Origin of the sequence: Microbacterium oxydans (genome assembly GCF_900095745.1) — a bacterium.
GTDB lineage: Bacteria > Actinomycetota > Actinomycetes > Actinomycetales > Microbacteriaceae > Microbacterium > Microbacterium oxydans_B.
The window spans coordinates 517,860-533,254 of record NZ_FMIR01000018.1; the positions used below are offsets into that span (position 1 = coordinate 517,860).

Genomic DNA, 15,395 nt, shown 5'->3' on the forward strand with positions numbered 1-15,395 from the left:
TTTCCTGAGGAGCACACGCATGGGCGCACACGACGCCGTCATCGAGATCCCGCGCGGCAGCCGCGTGAAGTACGAGGTCGACCACGAGACCGGACGAGTGCACCTCGACCGCGTCCTCTACACGACCTTCGGCTACCCGGCCGACTACGGCTACTTCGACAACACGCTCGGCGAGGACGGCGACCCGCTCGACGTGCTCGTGCTCCTCGACCACGCCATCTACCCGGGCGTCGTCGTCGAGGTCCGTCCCGTCGCCGTGCTGAAGATGAGCGATGAGGCCGGCGGGGACGACAAGCTCGTCGCCGTCCTGTCGAAGGACCCGCGCTGGGCACACATCCAGGACATCGACGACATCGCCGACTACACGAAGAAGGAGATCTCGCACTTCTTCGAGCACTACAAGGACCTCGAGCCCAACAAGTGGGTCAAGGTCGACGAGTGGGGGAACGCCGCCGAGGCGCAGCGCATCCTCGACGAGGCGATCGTCCGTTTCGGCGAGCAGGGTCACTGACTCGCTGAGTCGCCAGACACGAAAGACCCCCGGGCCGCAGAAGCGGCCCGGGGGTCTTTCGGTTTCGGTGGGCCTGCGATCAGGCGGAGACGCCGTGCCGGGCCAGGAACTGCACCGGGTTGATGGCGTTGCCGCGGTCGTAGACCTCGAAGTGCAGGTGGCATCCGAACGAGCGACCCGTGTTGCCGGCGTAGGCGATGACCTGCCCGGAGCGGACCCACTGGCCGGACCTGACGATGATGCCGCCGTTGCGGATGTGTGCGTAGCCGGTGCCGATCCCGCCGCCGTGCTGGATACGGATGTAGTTGCCGTAGCCGCCGTTGTAGCCCGCGTAGTCGACGGTGCCGGACTGCGCGGCGTAGATCGCGGCGCCGCAGCCGTTCGCGAAGTCGGTGCCGTAGTGGAAGCTCGAGGAGCAGCCCTGCGGACCGCACTGCTGCGAGCGCGGACCGTAGCCCGAGCTCTTGCCCCCACCGTGCGGACGGCACCAGCCGCCGCCGTTACCGGCGGCAGCCGCTGCTGCCTCGCGGGCCTCGCGTTCCTTGCGCTTCTTCTCCTCGAGGGCGACACCGGCCTTGTAGCCTTCGACGGTCTTCGCCGTCGCGTCCTTGAGTGCTGCGAGCTGCGCCTGCATGGTGGCGAGGTTGGCGGACTGCTCGTCGAGCGCGGCCTGAGCGGCGTCGGCAGCCTGCTGTGCCACGACCATCTTCTCTTCGGCGATCTTCTGCAGCCGATCGCGCTCGTCGCGGGCGACCACGGCCTGGTCGCTCATCGACTGCGCGGAGTTCCGGGCGGCGACCGCATCGTCGTACACCGACTGGTTGTACTCGAAGAGCTTGTCCATCGTGCCGAGCCGCGCGAGCAACTCGTCGGCGTTATCGGCAGAGCCGGTGAAGAGCAGCTCGAGCGAGGTGTCGTCACCGCCGTTGCGGTAGAGCTGCGCGGCAACCTGGCCGGCCTTCTTCGCGGACTCGTCGGCCTTCGCCGACTGCTCGTCGGCCTTGGCCTGCAGGGAATCGGCTTCGGTGGCTGCAGCGAAGTACTTCTGCTGGGCGTCGTAGAACTCGTCTGCTGTGGCCTTCGCGACCGCCTGCGTCTCGGCGACCTTCTGGGTCAGCGACTGGATGAGCCCTTCGATGCGGGTGACCTCGGCGGCTTTGGCCGCTTCGCTGCTCTTCGCACGCTGCACGTCGTCCCAGCTCGGGTACGAGGCGGCATAGGCGGCGGAGACTCCGTTGGAGATGCCGAAGGCGCTGAGCGCCACGACGCTGAGCACGCCGAGACCGAGTGCGCCACGGCGGCTGAGGCCGTCTTTACCGAACGCACGGCGTTCGGTCGGGCTGGGCGCGCAGCCGCAATCGTCTGAAGCCGCGGCAACCGCAGCGTCCAGAGTGTTCTGGTCGTCGTTCACACGGCCCCTTCCGCCGGTTTCACAAATGCCACACTAACAACAACCGTCACATCTGCACCAGGCCGAGCATGCGGTCGCCAGCGCACGCCTGACGGGTCCATCGTCCTCCTGAAACACGCCCGGGGGAAGCCGCCGCGCCCTCGATTCGCGATTTGCCCAGAACATCCCTTATGCTTGAGCGTCGGCAAGGAAGTCCCCCGGGACTGACTCGGCCCCATCGTTTAGCGGCCTAGGACGCCGCCCTTTCACGGCGGTAGCACGGGTTCGAATCCCGTTGGGGTCACACCTTCCGATACAATTGAAAACAAGTATGGCCCTGTAGCGCAGTTGGTTAGCGTGCCGCCCTGTCACGGCGGAGGTCGCGGGTTCAAGTCCCGTCAGGGTCGCTCCGTTCGACGGGCTCTTTCTTCGGAGAGAGCCCTTCGTCTAGGACGCGACAGGTTCGCCGGTCGCACCACGGCTCTGTAGCTCAGTTGGTAGAGCGCACGACTGAAAATCGTGAGGTCACGGGATCGACGCCCGTCGGAGCCACAGGGTGATCATTACAATCACCTTAGAAACCCTCGCCTAGCTTCTACATGGCGGGGGTTTTGCCTTTCCCCCTAGGCTTCGATCATCATGGATGACGCCCGCCCCGCACCCGTACGAGGGATCGAATGAACGTCCGTCGGATCGAGCTCACCATGCGACGTCCGCGGTTCGCTCTCTATGCGGGGATCAAGCCGACGCTCGTCATCGGTGATCGCGGTCAGCCGACGCAATGGGGTCGAGGCACGTGGCAGGTTCCGTCCGACCGGTCGGTGACAATCGGCGTCTACCTCTTCAACCGGGTGTGGCGCTTCGGCCAGGCGGAGGCCGCCGTCGATCCGGAGGATGCCGCCGCGTGGGAGTATCGGGCGCCGACGCTGCCTTTCCTGCCGGGGCGCCTCGGCCGTAGCCGCAGCTGACCCCGCCGTCTGGACGCCCTACAGCTCGTCCAACGACTTCTGGGCGTGCGTGACGGCTCCCGCCGCAGCCTTCGCCTGCTGCCGGGCATCGGCCTGCCGTTCTTTCGCCTGCGGCAGCTCCTCCCCCACGCGCTCCGCCTCCGCACGGGTCTTGGCGAGCTGCGCTTCGAGCTCGGCCACGCTCCGGGCGAGGTCTGTCGCCCTGGTCTGAAGCTCCTGCAGGGCCGCGTCGCGCATGGTGAGTTCGCGCTCCGCCGCCTGGTGCTCCTTCTCCACGCTCGCAAGCTGTCGCTCCGCATCCCGGCGGAGGCGTCTCGCCTGCAGCTCGTCCGGCGGTCGCTGCGGCACCGACTCCAACTCCGGAATCTCACCTGCCACGGCATCCCGGGTGTCTTCGGTCGATGCCGAGGGCTCGATCGCCCGCACCAGCCGACCGGAGGCGACCGCGCCCGCCGCCGCCGGGGCGAAGAAGGCGGCCGAGATGCTGCCTTCCACCGCCTCCCGCGTCGCGGGTGTGATCTTCTCACCCCGGGAACCGGCCAGCTCGGCCGCCATCTCCGCGAGGTGCCTCGTGAGCGCACGGCGCTCCCTGCCGAGCTTCGCCAGTGCCGGCGCATCCAGGTCGTCCTGTGCCTCACGCAGCTCGGCCGCCAGCTGCAGCGCCTCCCCCAGCTGACCGGCGCGCTCCTGGGCGAACACGTTCACCACCCAGGCGGCGACCGACGGCTTTCGCAGCGCACGGATCCGGGTCGCGAGTTCGCGGTCGTCGACACTCTCTGCACGGGCTTTCCTCGACGACACGAAGGCTTCCGGCGGACCGGCGTACAGGGCGGCGGCGATCTCTTCGAACGTCGGGTCGGCCATGCGCCAACGATACGCCGCGTGCCCTCCTGCGAGGCGGGAGAGGACGCCGCTACTCGATGGCGAGGTGGTCCGCCCAGTCGGCGCTGATCAGGGTGCGTCCGCCGAACGTGCCGTTTCCGAGGCCGGGGTACAGATAGAGCTGTCCGGAGGCGGTTCGCGCCAGCAGATCGGCATGACCGTCGCCGTTGTAGTCGACCCCTCCGGTGAGGGCGGTGAACTCACCCCATCCGGACCCGACCAGACGCATCGCGCGGAAGCCCCCGGGGACTCCCGAATAGAACCGGAGAGCGCCGTCCGTATCGATTGCCATGATGTCGCCACTGCCGTCGTTGTCGAAGTCACCGCCGACGAGGAAGTGGAACCCTTGCCACCCTCCGCCGAGCGAGATGTGCGGGCCGCTGAAGGCACCGGCACCGTTTCCCCGGTAGATCGTCAGGAGGCCTGTCGCGGAGACGCCGATCACGTCCTGCTTGCCGTCTCCCGTGTAGTCCGCGCCCGACGTCACATGAAGCAGGTCGTACCAGACCTTGCCGATGCTGACGGCCGGCGCGAATCCGTCTGCGCCGTTGCCGGCGTAGAACTCCAGGTCACCATCCGATCTGGTCGCGAGGATGTCGGCCCTGCCGTCGTTGTTGAAGTCCGCATGGGTGAGGTGTCTGCGGGATCCGCCCCAACCGCCGAAGAGAGTCTTCGCCGCCGAGAAGCTGCCGGAGCCGGTGCCCGCACGCAGCCGGAGATCACCGTTCCCGGCGATCGTCAGCAGATCGGCTTTCTTGTCACCGGAGTAGTCGGCCGAAGCGACGCCCGGCGGCTGACCGGAACCGAGTCCGGGGAAGTTCAACGGGAGAATCCCGCCGCGGGTGACGTTCGACAGGCACGTGAACCCGTTGTTGATCGCCGTGTACACCGCACCGTTCAGCCGCACCTCGAAGTGCAGGTGGTACGCGGGAGAGTTTCCGGTGTTGCCGACGACGCCGATCTGCTGCCCGCGGGTCACTCTGGTGCCGGGCGCGTACTTTCCGGGCGCGGCCATATGCGCATACCGGGTGACATATCCGCCGGCATGCTCGACGTCGGTGTAGTTGCCGTAGCCGCTGTTCGAGGTGCGGGACTTGATCACTCCGCCGTAGGAGGCCACGATCGGCGTGCCGCCCCCTCCGCCGATGTCGATGCCGTCGTGCGCACGGTAGTTTCCCCGACAGCCGTCGCCGACCTTCGATTGGATGTTGCCCGAAGACGGGTACACCATCTGGTCGTTGACGGCGGCGGTGGCGACGGTGCTCGCTGTCAGGGACGGTGCCACTGCTCCGATCACGACCGCGAGCGCGGTGGCGATCCCGATGCGGGCGAGGCGCACGCGGGACGGTCGCTTCATCTCGAAGTTCTCTCTTGCTCGGCGGCCCCAAGGACGTGATGCCCTCCGCCGTCACCGTACCAGGGCTGCGCTCTCCTTCCGCGAACGCCGCCGAGGAACCGGAGTATCCGTGCGCACCCACGGTGTACCGTGCATTCATGGGCAGACTCAGGTACGACGGGACGTCGGAGCCGATCCTCATCGAGGACGAGACGCTCGCGCACCTGAAGATCGTGATCGCGACCAAGCTCCGCCGCCAGGAGAGCTTCATGATGACGTGGCGCCCGTCGAGCGGAACCGACAAGCGGGCGACCGTATGGATCCATCCCGCGATCCCCCTGCAGTTCGGGTTCGACAACGCCGAACCACCGTCCGTCGATGCGCGGCTGGTCGCCGAGATGATGAAGGCTCTCAACGCCACCGGCGAACTGGTTCTGGACCACCTGATCGCTCCGAGCTGACGAGCTGTCCGCCGCAGAAACCCGGCACACAATATTCGGCCTCCGCAAGTAGGCTGGGAGGCGCGCCCCGCCCTGCCGGACCTCCGCCGGGTCACGGTCGTGGCGTGAGCCCAGACGACCTCCTCCTCCGGTCGCACGATCCCGTCCATCGGGATGGAGCCGCAGCTCCGCCGTGTGGCCACGCCAGAAAGGCATGAACCTCATGAGCGAATCCTCCGGAACCGCCGACCGCGACGGCGAGCGCTCGCCGGACTTCTTCGACCAGCTGATCGAGACCCCGCCGCGCGACCAGCAGGGCGCGTTCACCGTCGGCTTCCGCGGCTACGACAAGGGAGAGGTCGACGCCGCACTCGCGACCCTTCGCAATCAGCTCAAGCAGGCCGCCGCCGATGTCGCCGAGGCGCAGGCCCGCGAAGAGGAAGCCGTCGAAGCGGTGCGGGAAGAGGAGCGCAAGGCCCGCGAAGCCCTCGAGAGCGACCTGACGGCGGCGAACGCCAAGGCATCCGACGCCGAGCAGCAGGTCGCGACGCTCACCTCCGAACTCGTCGACGCTCCGCAGCCCGACGGCGAAGAGGCACCCTCGCGCCAGCAGTTCGAGGCGATCCTGCGGGTCGCCGAGGAGCAGGCGAACGTGCTCATCCAGAACGCGGCTGTGCAGGCCGACCGTCTGATGACCTCCGCCCGCGAGGAGGTGACCGCACAGCGTGCCGAGGCCGAGGCCGACGCCGAGCGGATCACCGCCCAGGCGCAGCGCGACGCCGACCAGGTGCGCCTGAAGATGGACACCGAGTACACGGCGCACGAGGCTCGCATCGAACGCGAAGCCGCACATGCAACGGAGAAGGTGAACCAGGCTGCTCAGGAGGCCACGGCGATCCGCACCGAGGCGGAGAAGGGCGCAGCCGCGCTGCGCTCCCTCGTCACCCGCGAGACGACCCAGCTGCGCGCCGACGCCGAGCGCGACGTGCGCGACATGAACGCCCGCGTGCTCGAGTTCGAGGAGACCCTCACCCGCCGCCAGGACGACGCGCAGCAGGAGTTCCTCGTGCTGCACAACCAGGCCGTCGCTCACGCCGAGCGCATCACGAACGACGCGAACGAGCAGGTCTCGGCATCGCTCGAGCATGCACAGCGCATCTCGGCTCGGGCCGAGGACTACGAGCGCCTGACCCGCTCGCAGGCGCAGGCCATCGAAGCCGAAGCCCAGGTGCGTGCCCGCGAGACCCTCGAGCGCGCTCGTGCGAAGGCTCAGAAGATCGTCGATTCGGTCACCGGTCACACCACCGCGGTGCTGCACGACGCGGAAGACCGCACCCGTCAGCTGCGGTGGCAGCAGCAGCAGCTGTCGAGCTTCATGGCTGAAGTCAAGGAGCTCATCCGTCCCGACGGGATCTTCTCGGACGACTCGCTGCCCACGGAGATCACCGGAGCGGACGCACCCGCCGCCCCGGCGCCCGCGTACACCGGCGCAGACGAGGCGCCGGAGGAGACCTTCCTCGGCGACGAAGTCCTCGAAGACGAACTCGACGACGACCGCCCGCTCGAGAAGATCACGATCGACGTCGTGGAGACCAAGAAGAAGTCCTCCAAGTAGGCGCACGAACGACAGAGGCGCGAGCAGGGATTCCTGCTCGCGCCTCTGTCTTTGCCGGACTGATCAGGCCCGGTGATGTCTGGGGTTTACGGTCGACCGAACTGCGCCACTGCGGGGCAGTCGAAGGGGTCGGCGCCGGCGGAGAGTCCGACGCGGTTCAGGTACTCGATCACGATCATGTACGAGCGGCCGAGGCTGGTCTCCGTGTACGGCACGTCGTTCGCCGCGCAGTAGTCACGCACGATCTCGCGCGCCTTCGCCAGGTGCGGTCGCGGCATGCTCGGGAAGAGGTGGTGCTCCACCTGGTAGTTGAGGCCGCCCATGAGCCAGGTCGTCCACCATCCACCGCTGATGTTGCGGGAGGTGCGGACCTGCTTGGTGAAGAAGTCGAGACGGGCGCCGGGCTCGATGATCGGCATGCCCTTGTGGTTCGGTGCGAACGCGGCTCCCATGTAGACGCCGAACACCGCGAACTGCACGCCCATGAAGGCGAAAGCCATGCCGAGCGGAAGCATCATGAACACGGGCACGAGGATGAGGGCGAACCGCAGCGCGATGATGCTGAGCTCGATCCAGCGTCCCTTCACGTTCTTCGTCGTGAGGAGGTACTTCAGGCCGAGGAAGTGGAGGTTCAGTCCCTCTAGCGTGAGCAGCGGGAAGAAGAGCCAGCCCTGCTTGCGGGTGATCAGCTTGATCAGGCCCTTCGCCTTCGCCGCGTCCTCTTCGAGGAACGAGATCGTGTCGACCTCGATGTCGGGGTCCTTGCCGACCTGGTTCGGGTTTCCGTGGTGCTTGGTGTGCTTCGAGTCCCACCACGAGTAGCTCATGCCGATGCTGGCGATGACGATGCGGGCGAGCTTGAAGTTCGCCGGCCCGGTGGTGAGGATCTGACGGTGCGCTGCCTCGTGACCGAGGAACGCGATCTGCGTCAGGACGATGCCGAGGCCCGCGGCGATGAGCAGCTGGAACCAGCTGTCGCCGAGCAGGATGAAGCCGGTGATGAGTCCACCGAGGGCGACAGCGATACCGGCGGCCACGAAGACGTAGAACCACTGGGTGCGCTGCAGCAGGCCGGTCTCCTTGACCACCTGCGACACCTGCTTGTAAGCCTTGGCCATGGGCGGGAAGTCCGCGTTGCCGGAATACGTCTGACGAATCGGACCCAGCGTTGCCGCGGTCGGTTCGATCTGTGTGATGGAGATGATCTTCTCCTGACGATCGGAGCCCTTGAGCTGTGGAAGCCCAAGGCAGCTGCCCAACGCTTACCTCACAGTAGCCCTGCCCGCATGCGCCTTCGGGAATACATCCGCACCCCTTGACGGAGCGCGTTCAGTGTGCGTAAAGCCCTGATTTCAGGCGCGAGCGCGGCGCGTCTTGCGCCGCCAGGCCCGCGGAAGAATCGGAGCGAAGGCGGATCCATGCCGTGTGGGCGCATGCGCGTCTTCGAGCGCGCGGAAGGCGTCGTCGAGGGCGGCGAAGGCACCGAGCTCGGCGCCGTGGTTGTCGCGCACGAGGTGCGTGGTGCCGTCGAACTCGACGAAGCCTGCGAATTCGCCGGCACACGTCGCGACGTGCACGTCGGCGTCGGCCTGCTTCCAGGTCAACGGATCGGATGGTGGATAAGTGGTCGTGCTCATGGTGATGCTCATTGCTGTGTGGCGGACACGCGTCGGCGCTCCGCAAGATGTGAGATCGAGGCGGATACCGCACGCATCGATGTGCGCGGTCCTTTACGGCCCTGATCAGTGGCGACGTGGCGGCCGAGAGGGGCGAAGCACACACGTTGCATGATCAGCATAGCAGACCTCCCTCCCGGCCTCGAAACGGTCCGGGTCGCGGTCAGCTCGCCGGCGGCTGTCCGCCGCCTCCCGGTCCTCCCTCGCCACCCCCCGGCGCGGCGCCGGCGGTAGGTGCCGTCGTCGTGTCGACGCCGACCATCAGGGTGGCGGCGTAGCCCCCCGAGACACTCCCGCTGACGGTCGCGACCTGCAGGGCGCCGGAGTCCTCACCGAACACGTTGTCGCTCGCGAGCGTGATCTGAGAGAGGTTCCGCGCAGAGCCGTCGTACGCCGCCTCGGCGTACACGGCCGCGCAGGCATCCTGCGGAAGGGCCAACTGCGACGTGGCGATCGCCGTCGTCGAGTCGGTGATCGACGCGACGCCCGGGTAGATCTCGAAGTGGATGTGCGGCCAGCGACCGGAGTAGCAGCCGGGGAAGATCGAGGTGAACGACACTTTGCCGTCGGCATCCGCCACCTGCACACCGCGCAGATAGGTGACGTCTTCCAGGCCGGAGGAGTACATCGAGTACTCTCCCTGAGCGGTACAGTGCCACGCGTAGACCGCGACACCCGAGAACGGAACGCCCCCATTGGCAAGATCGAGGATCTGCAGTTCGAAGGTGAGCGGCACACCGTCGGCGGTCGCTGCTCCGTCGATCGAGGAGCGGATGTCCTGCCGGACGATACCCGAGTCCTCGAGCACGTCGGGGCCGTTCGACCCGTCGCCCGGATAGGGCCCCGCCGTCTCATCGGGGATCTCGGTCACGCTCGCCGAGCCCGCATCGGCGCCGGAGGAAGTGGTCGGAGTGGGGGTGCTCGACGCGCCGCCAGACGCCGCCGGTGCGCAGGCCGCGAGCACGACGGCCCCCAGGCCGACACCGGCGAGCCCCAGGACGCCGCGCCTGCTCATCAGCGTGCGGATGTCGAATGCGGCGCCCTGGTCGACGACCTCCTCATCGACGCGGTCGAGCAGTCGCCCCTCGTACGACGGACCATCGGGGGTTTGGGTGGGTTCGGGAATGCGCATGATCTGGTTCCTCTCGAGCGGACCGGTGATGGTGGGTCACCATGGTCCCCGAGCACCTGATCAGGGCCCTCTGCGGCGCCTATGCCCTGTCTATGTCCGCGCGGGCCGCCGGTGGACGGAGCACGAGCACCACGACGATGCCGACGAGGATCAGCGCGGTGAGCGTCACCGGGATCGGGAGCACGGGGTCGAGCAGCACCAGGAGCGCGCCCAGGGGGACGACCGTGTTCACGACGCGGTCGGCATTCTCGCGAATCGCGATCCACCAGATGCCGATGAGGAAGATCGCGATCGGGATCGTGACCGTGAAGGAAGCCGCGACGTTGGACAGATGGCTCTCCCCCGTGAGCACGTCGATCTCCACTTCGATCCCTGCCGAGAAGGCCGCGGCGGCCGCGAACACGAAGTAGTGGGTGTAGCCGTAGCGGAGCGAGCGGCGGAAGGTCGTGATCGCACGGTGATGGGGTGGCCAGAAGTAGATCCACCAAAGAGACGCCGTCACCACGAGGGTCAGCACCGCGATCGCGATCAGCGGGCCGAGGGATTCGACCTCGTCGAGCGCGTCGATGATGGCGTTGGCCGACGCCAGCAGGCTCTCGCCGAGAACGATCAGCGTGAACAGGCCGTACCTCTCGGTGATGTGATGCGGGTGCCACGGCGTCTGTCGGCGGTGTTCGGCGAACACCGGGACGCCGATCTCGACGAGCGCGAACACCACGAAGGCGGTCAGCTGCAGAGGTCCGGACGGGATGAGGAGGAACAGAATCCACAGCACCTGCACCGCAGCGATGCCGAAGGCGTACCGTCGCGTCGCCGAACGCAGCGGCCCAGCAGAACGCGAGGCACGGAGCCACTGCGCGACCATCGCGACGCGCATCACGACGTAGCCGAGCACCGGGACCGTGAAGTCCCCCTCGACGAACGCGCCGGGGACACCGGCGGCGAGTACCAGGACTCCCCCCATCTGGACGAACGTCGTCACGCGGTAGAGCCAGTCATCGGTGTCGAACGAGGTGGCGAACCACGTGAAGTTCATCCACGCCCACCAGATAGCGAAGAACACCATTGCATAAGAGGTGACGCCGTGCAGGAAGTCGCCGTGGCCGAGTGCGTGATGCAGCTGAGCGGAGGCGATGCTCACCGCCACGACGAACACCAGGTCGAAGAACAGCTCGAGGGTGCTCGCGGTGCGATGCGGCTGCGAGGGATCCCGGGGCGCCATCGTGCGCAGACGGAAGCGCGAGGCGGATGAGTCGGCGTTCACCGCCACAGGATAGCGCTCGCACGACACCCGTTCGGAAACCGGGTTCATCCATTCGTGAGAAATACTTCCGATTCATAGGCAGGTTCCGCTACAGTAAGAAAGTCTGCAGTGCCTGCTGTCAGCGATCACCGTGTGGGACGGTGAAAACGCACTCCGTGATGTGGGAATCACAGAGGGTTTCAGCAGGACCCGAGGGGTCGGGACGCAGACGAATGCCGTGAACGTGGGGTTCATGGTCTGGGGAAATCTGGGGAATCAAATGACGCACTGGGGAATTCTGCGTACATTCACGGCTCAAGGGGCCTCGGCATGACTTCCGTCGAGGATGCTCTGAGCATCGCTCGTACGGGCTTCGTGCCGGTCGCGGCTCCGCGAGCCACCAAGTCGGTGACGCGCACGGTGGTCACACCGCGCACTTCGGCGACTCTGGAGAGGCGCCGACAGTGGGAACGCCGCTACCGGATTCGGCTGCGGTTGACGGATGCAGCCGTCATCCTGTTCGCCGTCGGTCTGGCGGCAGCAGTCCAGCTGTTCATCGGCGTCTCCGCGATCGAGGTGCTGAGCGGCGCCGTTCCGCTCGCTGCTCTGTGGTACCTCATGCTGAGCGGGCTGCACACGCGGGACGCCGCGCTGTTCCGCGCGAGTGCCACCGAGTACCGAGGCGTGGTCCACGCCAGCGGGCTCGCCTTCGGGATCATCGCCATCGTGGCGGTGCTGCTCGCGTGGGAGTCGATGCAACCGATGCTGCTGCTGGGGCTGCCCATCGGAGTGTTGACTCTTCTCGTGACCCGATGGATGTGGCGCCACTGGCTGCAGACGCAGCGTTCGCACGGGCGGTTCGCCTCCCGCACGCTCGTCGTGGGCAACCGGGACGACGTCGAGTATGTGGTGCGCACGCTGCACCCGATCGGCGCGTCCGGTTACCAGGTGGTGGGCGCGACGCTGCTCGACGGCAACGCGCGTGACATCGAGGTCGGCGACACGAAGTTCCCGGTTCTGGGGAACGTGAACTCCGTGTCGTCGGTTGCCGCCGAGGTCGGTGCCGACACGATCATCGTGGCGAGCCGCCCCGAAGGTGAGCCGGAGTTCGTGAAGCAGCTGAGCTGGCAGCTCGAGGGGACCGCTGCCGAGCTCGTGCTGTCGAGCCGACTCACCGATGTGGCCGGTCCGCGCATCTCCTTCGCCCCCGTCGAGGGCCTGCCCCTCATCCAGGTGCAGATCCCGCGGTACGAGGGTGGTCAGCACCTGCTCAAGCGCGCGCTGGACGCCGCAGTGGCGACCTTGGCGCTCATCCCGATCGCTCTGCTCGCCCCGGTGCTGGCGCTGCTCATCAAGCTCGACTCGCCGGGCCCGGTCTTCTTCTTCCAGGAGCGGGTCGGCCGCGACGGACGTCGCTTCAAGATGGTCAAGTTCCGCTCCATGAAGACCGACGCCGAGCAGCAGCTCGCCGCGCTCAAGGCACAGAACGAGGGCGCCGGACTTCTCTTCAAGATGAAGGACGACCCGCGCGTCACCCGTGTGGGCCGGGTGCTGCGCAAGCTCTCGCTCGACGAGCTGCCGCAGTTCTGGAACGTGCTCGTGGGCGACATGAGCGTCGTCGGGCCCCGCCCGCCGCTGCCCAGCGAGGTCACCGCTTACGACGGCACGGTCTTCCGCCGCCTCTACATCAAGCCCGGGATCACCGGTCTGTGGCAGGTCTCCGGACGCAGCGACCTCTCCTGGGACGAGAGTGTGCGACTCGACCTGCGGTATGTCGAGAACTGGTCCGTGATGAACGATCTGCAGATCATGTGGCGCACCGCCAAGGTCATGGTGCAGCCCAGCGGGGCATACTGATCGGATGAGCAATTCGAACCGCCTCACCATCGCGATGGTGGGGACCCGAGGAGTGCCCGCGGCCTACGGCGGATTCGAGACGGCGGTCGAGGAAGTCGGCCGCCGTCTCGCGGACCGCGGTCACGACGTCGTCGTGTACACCCGCGGGTCGGAGCGACGGGAGAAGGAGTACCTCGGCATGAGGGTCGTACACCTTCCTGCCGTCCCCGTGAAGCAGATCGAGACGCTCAGCCACACCGGGCTCTCGGCGCTGCACCTCTTCTTCCGGCGCCGCCCGGATGCGACCTTCGTCTTCAACGCCGCCAACTCCCCCTTCCTCCCGCTCCTCCGTCTGCGCCGAGCCCCGGTAGCCCTGCACATGGACGGCCTCGAATGGCGCCGCTCGAAGTGGGGCCCGCGTGGCAGGGCTTACTACCGCTGGGCCGAGCAGTTCGGAGTCCGCACCGCCGACGCCCTGATCGCGGATGCCCCGGGCATCGCCGACTACTATCGCCATCAGTTCGACGTTCCGACGGAGATGATCCGCTACGGCGCCCCGATCCTCGAAGAGCTGCCGGAACGCGGCGTCGCGGAGATGGGACTCACCACAGACGGCTATCACCTGGTCGTTGCCAGGTTCGAGCCCGAGAACCACGTGCTCGAGATCGTCGAAGGCTATCGTGACAGCGACGCCACGCTCCCGCTCGTCGTCGTCGGGTCGGCACCCTACAGCGCCGGGTACACGCAGGAGATCCAGCGCGTGGCGGACGGCGACGACCGGATCAGGCTCGTCGGTGGGGTGTACGACCAGGAGTTGCTCGATGCCCTCTATGCCAACGCGCTGACGTACCTGCACGGTCATTCGGTGGGGGGCACGAACCCTTCGCTCCTGCGCGCCATGGGTGCTGGAACGGCAGTGATCGGCTTCGACGTGCCCTTCAACCGCGAAGTTCTCGACGGCAACGGGTGGTTCTTCACCGACGCTGCCGACGTCGCGGCTCAGGTCGTCGATGCGGAGGCGGACCCGAACCTGACCGCGTCACGCGGCAAGATCGTGCAGGAGATCGCCCGAACCCGGTTCCGTTGGGACGATGTCGCGGACGAGTACGAAGCCCTCGCGCACCGGCTCGCTGAGGGATCGAGCATCCACCCGTCAGCTCGACGTGCGCGGCGACGCGCCACCGACTGGTCCCCCGCTCCTGCTGGTCCGGTAACGCGATGAGCGGCGACGGAGACCGGCGCACGGTCCTTCTCGTGCACCCCGGTGCGGAGCTGTTCGGCTCGGACCGCATGCTGCTCGAGAGTGCGATCGGCCTCATCGAAGCGGGTGCACGGGTCGTGGTCGCGCTGCCGAGCTCAGGGCTTCTCGTCCCCGAGCTGCGCGCGGCCGGCGCTGAAGTCGTCATCCTCCCGATGCTCGTCCTGCGCAAGGTCCTGCTGACTCCGCGCGGACTGCCCCGCCTCTTCCGCGACACCTTCCGGGGTCTCGGCGCCGCCTGGCGTCTGATCGGTCGGATTCGCCCCGATGTCGTGTACGTCTCGACGATCATCATCCCGCAGTGGCCGCTGATCGCGCGGTTACGGCGGACCCGCTCGGTGAGCCATGTGCACGAAGCCGAGGCGTCGGGCAACAGACTCGTGAACGGCATCCTCTACTCCCCCCATCTCGCCTCCGAGCGCACGATCGTGAACAGCCGGTTCAGTCTCGACACGATCCGTGCCGCGCTGCCGGCGCTCGCGCGTCGCGCGCACGTGGTCTACAACGGCGTCGCCTCGCCTCCGCAACCCCTCTCACCCCGGCCGCGCATCGAGCAGGCGCTCCGCGTCCTCTACATCGGCCGACTGTCTCCGCGTAAGGGCCCCGACCTCGTCATCGAGGCGGCCTCGGTACTGCACGCCGCGGGTCGCGAGGTCGAGGTCACGCTCCTCGGTGCGGTCTTCGAAGGATACGAGTGGTTCGAGCGCGACCTTCGCGAACAGGCCGCAGCGGCGGGCGTCTCCGTCGACTTCGCCGGCTTCCACTCCGCGATCTGGCCATTCCTCGCCGAGGCGGATGTGCTCGTCGTCCCCTCTCGCGTCGACGAGCCGTTCGGGAACACCGCGGTCGAGGGCATCCTCGCTCTGCGGCCCGTGATCGCGAGCGACAGCAGTGGACTCCGAGAGGCAGCCGGCGGCTACGCGACCGCCCAACTGGTCACCCCGGGCGATGCGGAATCGATCGCCGCCGCACTGACCGAGATCCACACGCGATGGGACGAGATCGTGTCGACCGTCGCAGACAGCCGCGCGGAGGCTCTCCGCCGCCACGCCCCTGACGTCTATCGCGCGAGCATCACGGCACACGTCCTGCGCTGACCCGGCCGCCA

The 15,395-nt window shown here is 67.4% G+C and carries 14 protein-coding genes and 3 tRNA genes; 10 read left to right on the forward strand and 7 right to left on the reverse strand.

The genetic code is table 11. From position 1 onward, the window contains the following. Nucleotides 1-19: 19 nt before the first annotated feature. Nucleotides 20-511 carry an inorganic diphosphatase gene (locus tag BQ2383_RS15245; protein ID WP_046014122.1) on the forward strand — a complete coding sequence of 164 codons (492 nt, stop codon included), beginning with the start codon at nucleotides 20-22 and terminating at the stop codon, nucleotides 509-511. Nucleotides 512-590: 79 nt separating this feature from the next. Here the strand turns inward: BQ2383_RS15245 and BQ2383_RS15250 are convergent, their stop codons facing one another. After that, entirely contained in the window at nucleotides 591-1,922 is a 1,332-nt protein-coding gene (locus BQ2383_RS15250; RefSeq protein ID WP_091035768.1) for a M23 family metallopeptidase, read from the reverse strand. Between the two features lie 210 nt (nucleotides 1,923-2,132). On the opposite strand from BQ2383_RS15250, the gene BQ2383_RS15255 reads away from it, so the two are divergent. The 4 genes from BQ2383_RS15255 (at nucleotide 2,133) to BQ2383_RS15270 (ending at nucleotide 2,869) form a co-directional block, all read left to right on the forward strand. Next, nucleotides 2,133-2,205, forward strand: a tRNA-Glu gene (locus BQ2383_RS15255). A gap of 29 nt (nucleotides 2,206-2,234) precedes the next feature. Beyond that, nucleotides 2,235-2,308 (forward strand) — tRNA-Asp (locus tag BQ2383_RS15260). A 72-nt stretch (nucleotides 2,309-2,380) separates the two neighbouring features. Then, nucleotides 2,381-2,453, forward strand: a tRNA-Phe gene (locus tag BQ2383_RS15265). A gap of 125 nt (nucleotides 2,454-2,578) precedes the next feature. Continuing rightward, the gene (locus tag BQ2383_RS15270) at nucleotides 2,579-2,869 is read left to right on the forward strand and encodes a hypothetical protein (RefSeq protein WP_091035770.1); all 291 of its coding nucleotides are present in this window, start codon (nucleotides 2,579-2,581) and stop codon (nucleotides 2,867-2,869) included. An 18-nt stretch (nucleotides 2,870-2,887) separates the two neighbouring features. Here BQ2383_RS15270 and BQ2383_RS15275 read toward each other — a convergent pair whose 3' ends face one another. After that, nucleotides 2,888-3,733, reverse strand: a complete 846-nt coding sequence (locus tag BQ2383_RS15275) for a hypothetical protein (RefSeq protein WP_091035773.1) — start codon at nucleotides 3,731-3,733, stop codon at nucleotides 2,888-2,890. 49 nt (nucleotides 3,734-3,782) lie between these two features. Then, nucleotides 3,783-5,108: a VCBS repeat domain-containing M23 family metallopeptidase gene (locus BQ2383_RS15280; protein WP_091035777.1), complete on the reverse strand. Its 1,326-nt coding sequence runs from the start codon at nucleotides 5,106-5,108 to the stop codon at nucleotides 3,783-3,785. A gap of 137 nt (nucleotides 5,109-5,245) precedes the next feature. On the opposite strand from BQ2383_RS15280, the gene BQ2383_RS15285 reads away from it, so the two are divergent. Beyond that, nucleotides 5,246-5,548: a hypothetical protein gene (locus tag BQ2383_RS15285; protein ID WP_091035937.1), complete on the forward strand. Its 303-nt coding sequence runs from the start codon at nucleotides 5,246-5,248 to the stop codon at nucleotides 5,546-5,548. Nucleotides 5,549-5,750: 202 nt separating this feature from the next. Next, nucleotides 5,751-7,142 carry a cell division initiation protein gene (locus BQ2383_RS15290; protein WP_091035940.1) on the forward strand — a complete coding sequence of 464 codons (1,392 nt, stop codon included), beginning with the start codon at nucleotides 5,751-5,753 and terminating at the stop codon, nucleotides 7,140-7,142. 86 nt (nucleotides 7,143-7,228) lie between these two features. On the opposite strand, the gene BQ2383_RS15295 is transcribed toward BQ2383_RS15290, so the two are convergent. The 4 genes from BQ2383_RS15295 to BQ2383_RS15310 form a co-directional block, all read right to left on the reverse strand. Then, on the reverse strand, nucleotides 7,229-8,347 hold the full coding sequence (locus BQ2383_RS15295) for a fatty acid desaturase family protein (RefSeq protein ID WP_244176030.1): 1,119 nt from the start codon (nucleotides 8,345-8,347) through the stop codon (nucleotides 7,229-7,231). Between the two features lie 147 nt (nucleotides 8,348-8,494). Continuing rightward, nucleotides 8,495-8,779, reverse strand: coding sequence for a hypothetical protein (locus tag BQ2383_RS15300; RefSeq protein ID WP_140403370.1), 285 nt, complete (start codon nucleotides 8,777-8,779; stop codon nucleotides 8,495-8,497). Between the two features lie 202 nt (nucleotides 8,780-8,981). Then, complete coding sequence (locus tag BQ2383_RS15305) at nucleotides 8,982-9,950, reverse strand: intradiol ring-cleavage dioxygenase (RefSeq protein ID WP_091035781.1); 969 nt, start codon at nucleotides 9,948-9,950, stop codon at nucleotides 8,982-8,984. 79 nt (nucleotides 9,951-10,029) lie between these two features. Continuing rightward, entirely contained in the window at nucleotides 10,030-11,172 is a 1,143-nt protein-coding gene (locus BQ2383_RS15310) for a low temperature requirement protein A (protein ID WP_091035945.1), read from the reverse strand. 351 nt (nucleotides 11,173-11,523) lie between these two features. Here BQ2383_RS15310 and BQ2383_RS15315 point away from each other — a divergent pair, with 351 nt between their 5' ends. Genes BQ2383_RS15315 through BQ2383_RS15325 form a run of 3 tightly spaced genes read left to right on the forward strand, consistent with a single transcriptional unit; the run spans nucleotide 11,524 to nucleotide 15,384 of the window. After that, nucleotides 11,524-13,050: a sugar transferase gene (locus BQ2383_RS15315; protein ID WP_091035784.1), complete on the forward strand. Its 1,527-nt coding sequence runs from the start codon at nucleotides 11,524-11,526 to the stop codon at nucleotides 13,048-13,050. 4 nt (nucleotides 13,051-13,054) lie between these two features. Continuing rightward, complete coding sequence (locus tag BQ2383_RS15320; RefSeq protein ID WP_091035787.1) at nucleotides 13,055-14,251, forward strand: glycosyltransferase; 1,197 nt, start codon at nucleotides 13,055-13,057, stop codon at nucleotides 14,249-14,251. Further along, the gene (locus BQ2383_RS15325) at nucleotides 14,248-15,384 is read left to right on the forward strand and encodes a glycosyltransferase (RefSeq protein ID WP_091035789.1); all 1,137 of its coding nucleotides are present in this window, start codon (nucleotides 14,248-14,250) and stop codon (nucleotides 15,382-15,384) included. Before BQ2383_RS15320 ends, BQ2383_RS15325 begins: the two co-directional genes overlap by 4 nt. The last annotated feature ends 11 nt before the right edge of the window (nucleotides 15,385-15,395 follow it).

Coding starts and splice junctions, on each gene's coding strand:
- BQ2383_RS15245 (WP_046014122.1), top strand. CDS start 20: ATGGGCGCACACGACGCCGTCATCGAGATCCCGCGCGGCAGCCGCGTG.
- BQ2383_RS15270 (WP_091035770.1), top strand. CDS start 2,579: ATGAACGTCCGTCGGATCGAGCTCACCATGCGACGTCCGCGGTTCGCT.
- BQ2383_RS15275 (WP_091035773.1), bottom strand. CDS start 3,733: ATGGCCGACCCGACGTTCGAAGAGATCGCCGCCGCCCTGTACGCCGGT.
- BQ2383_RS15280 (WP_091035777.1), bottom strand. CDS start 5,108: ATGAAGCGACCGTCCCGCGTGCGCCTCGCCCGCATCGGGATCGCCACC.
- BQ2383_RS15285 (WP_091035937.1), top strand. CDS start 5,246: ATGGGCAGACTCAGGTACGACGGGACGTCGGAGCCGATCCTCATCGAG.
- BQ2383_RS15290 (WP_091035940.1), top strand. CDS start 5,751: ATGAGCGAATCCTCCGGAACCGCCGACCGCGACGGCGAGCGCTCGCCG.
- BQ2383_RS15300 (WP_140403370.1), bottom strand. CDS start 8,779: ATGAGCACGACCACTTATCCACCATCCGATCCGTTGACCTGGAAGCAG.
- BQ2383_RS15305 (WP_091035781.1), bottom strand. CDS start 9,950: ATGCGCATTCCCGAACCCACCCAAACCCCCGATGGTCCGTCGTACGAG.
- BQ2383_RS15310 (WP_091035945.1), bottom strand. CDS start 11,172: ATGGCGCCCCGGGATCCCTCGCAGCCGCATCGCACCGCGAGCACCCTC.
- BQ2383_RS15315 (WP_091035784.1), top strand. CDS start 11,524: ATGACTTCCGTCGAGGATGCTCTGAGCATCGCTCGTACGGGCTTCGTG.
- BQ2383_RS15320 (WP_091035787.1), top strand. CDS start 13,055: ATGAGCAATTCGAACCGCCTCACCATCGCGATGGTGGGGACCCGAGGA.
- BQ2383_RS15325 (WP_091035789.1), top strand. CDS start 14,248: ATGAGCGGCGACGGAGACCGGCGCACGGTCCTTCTCGTGCACCCCGGT.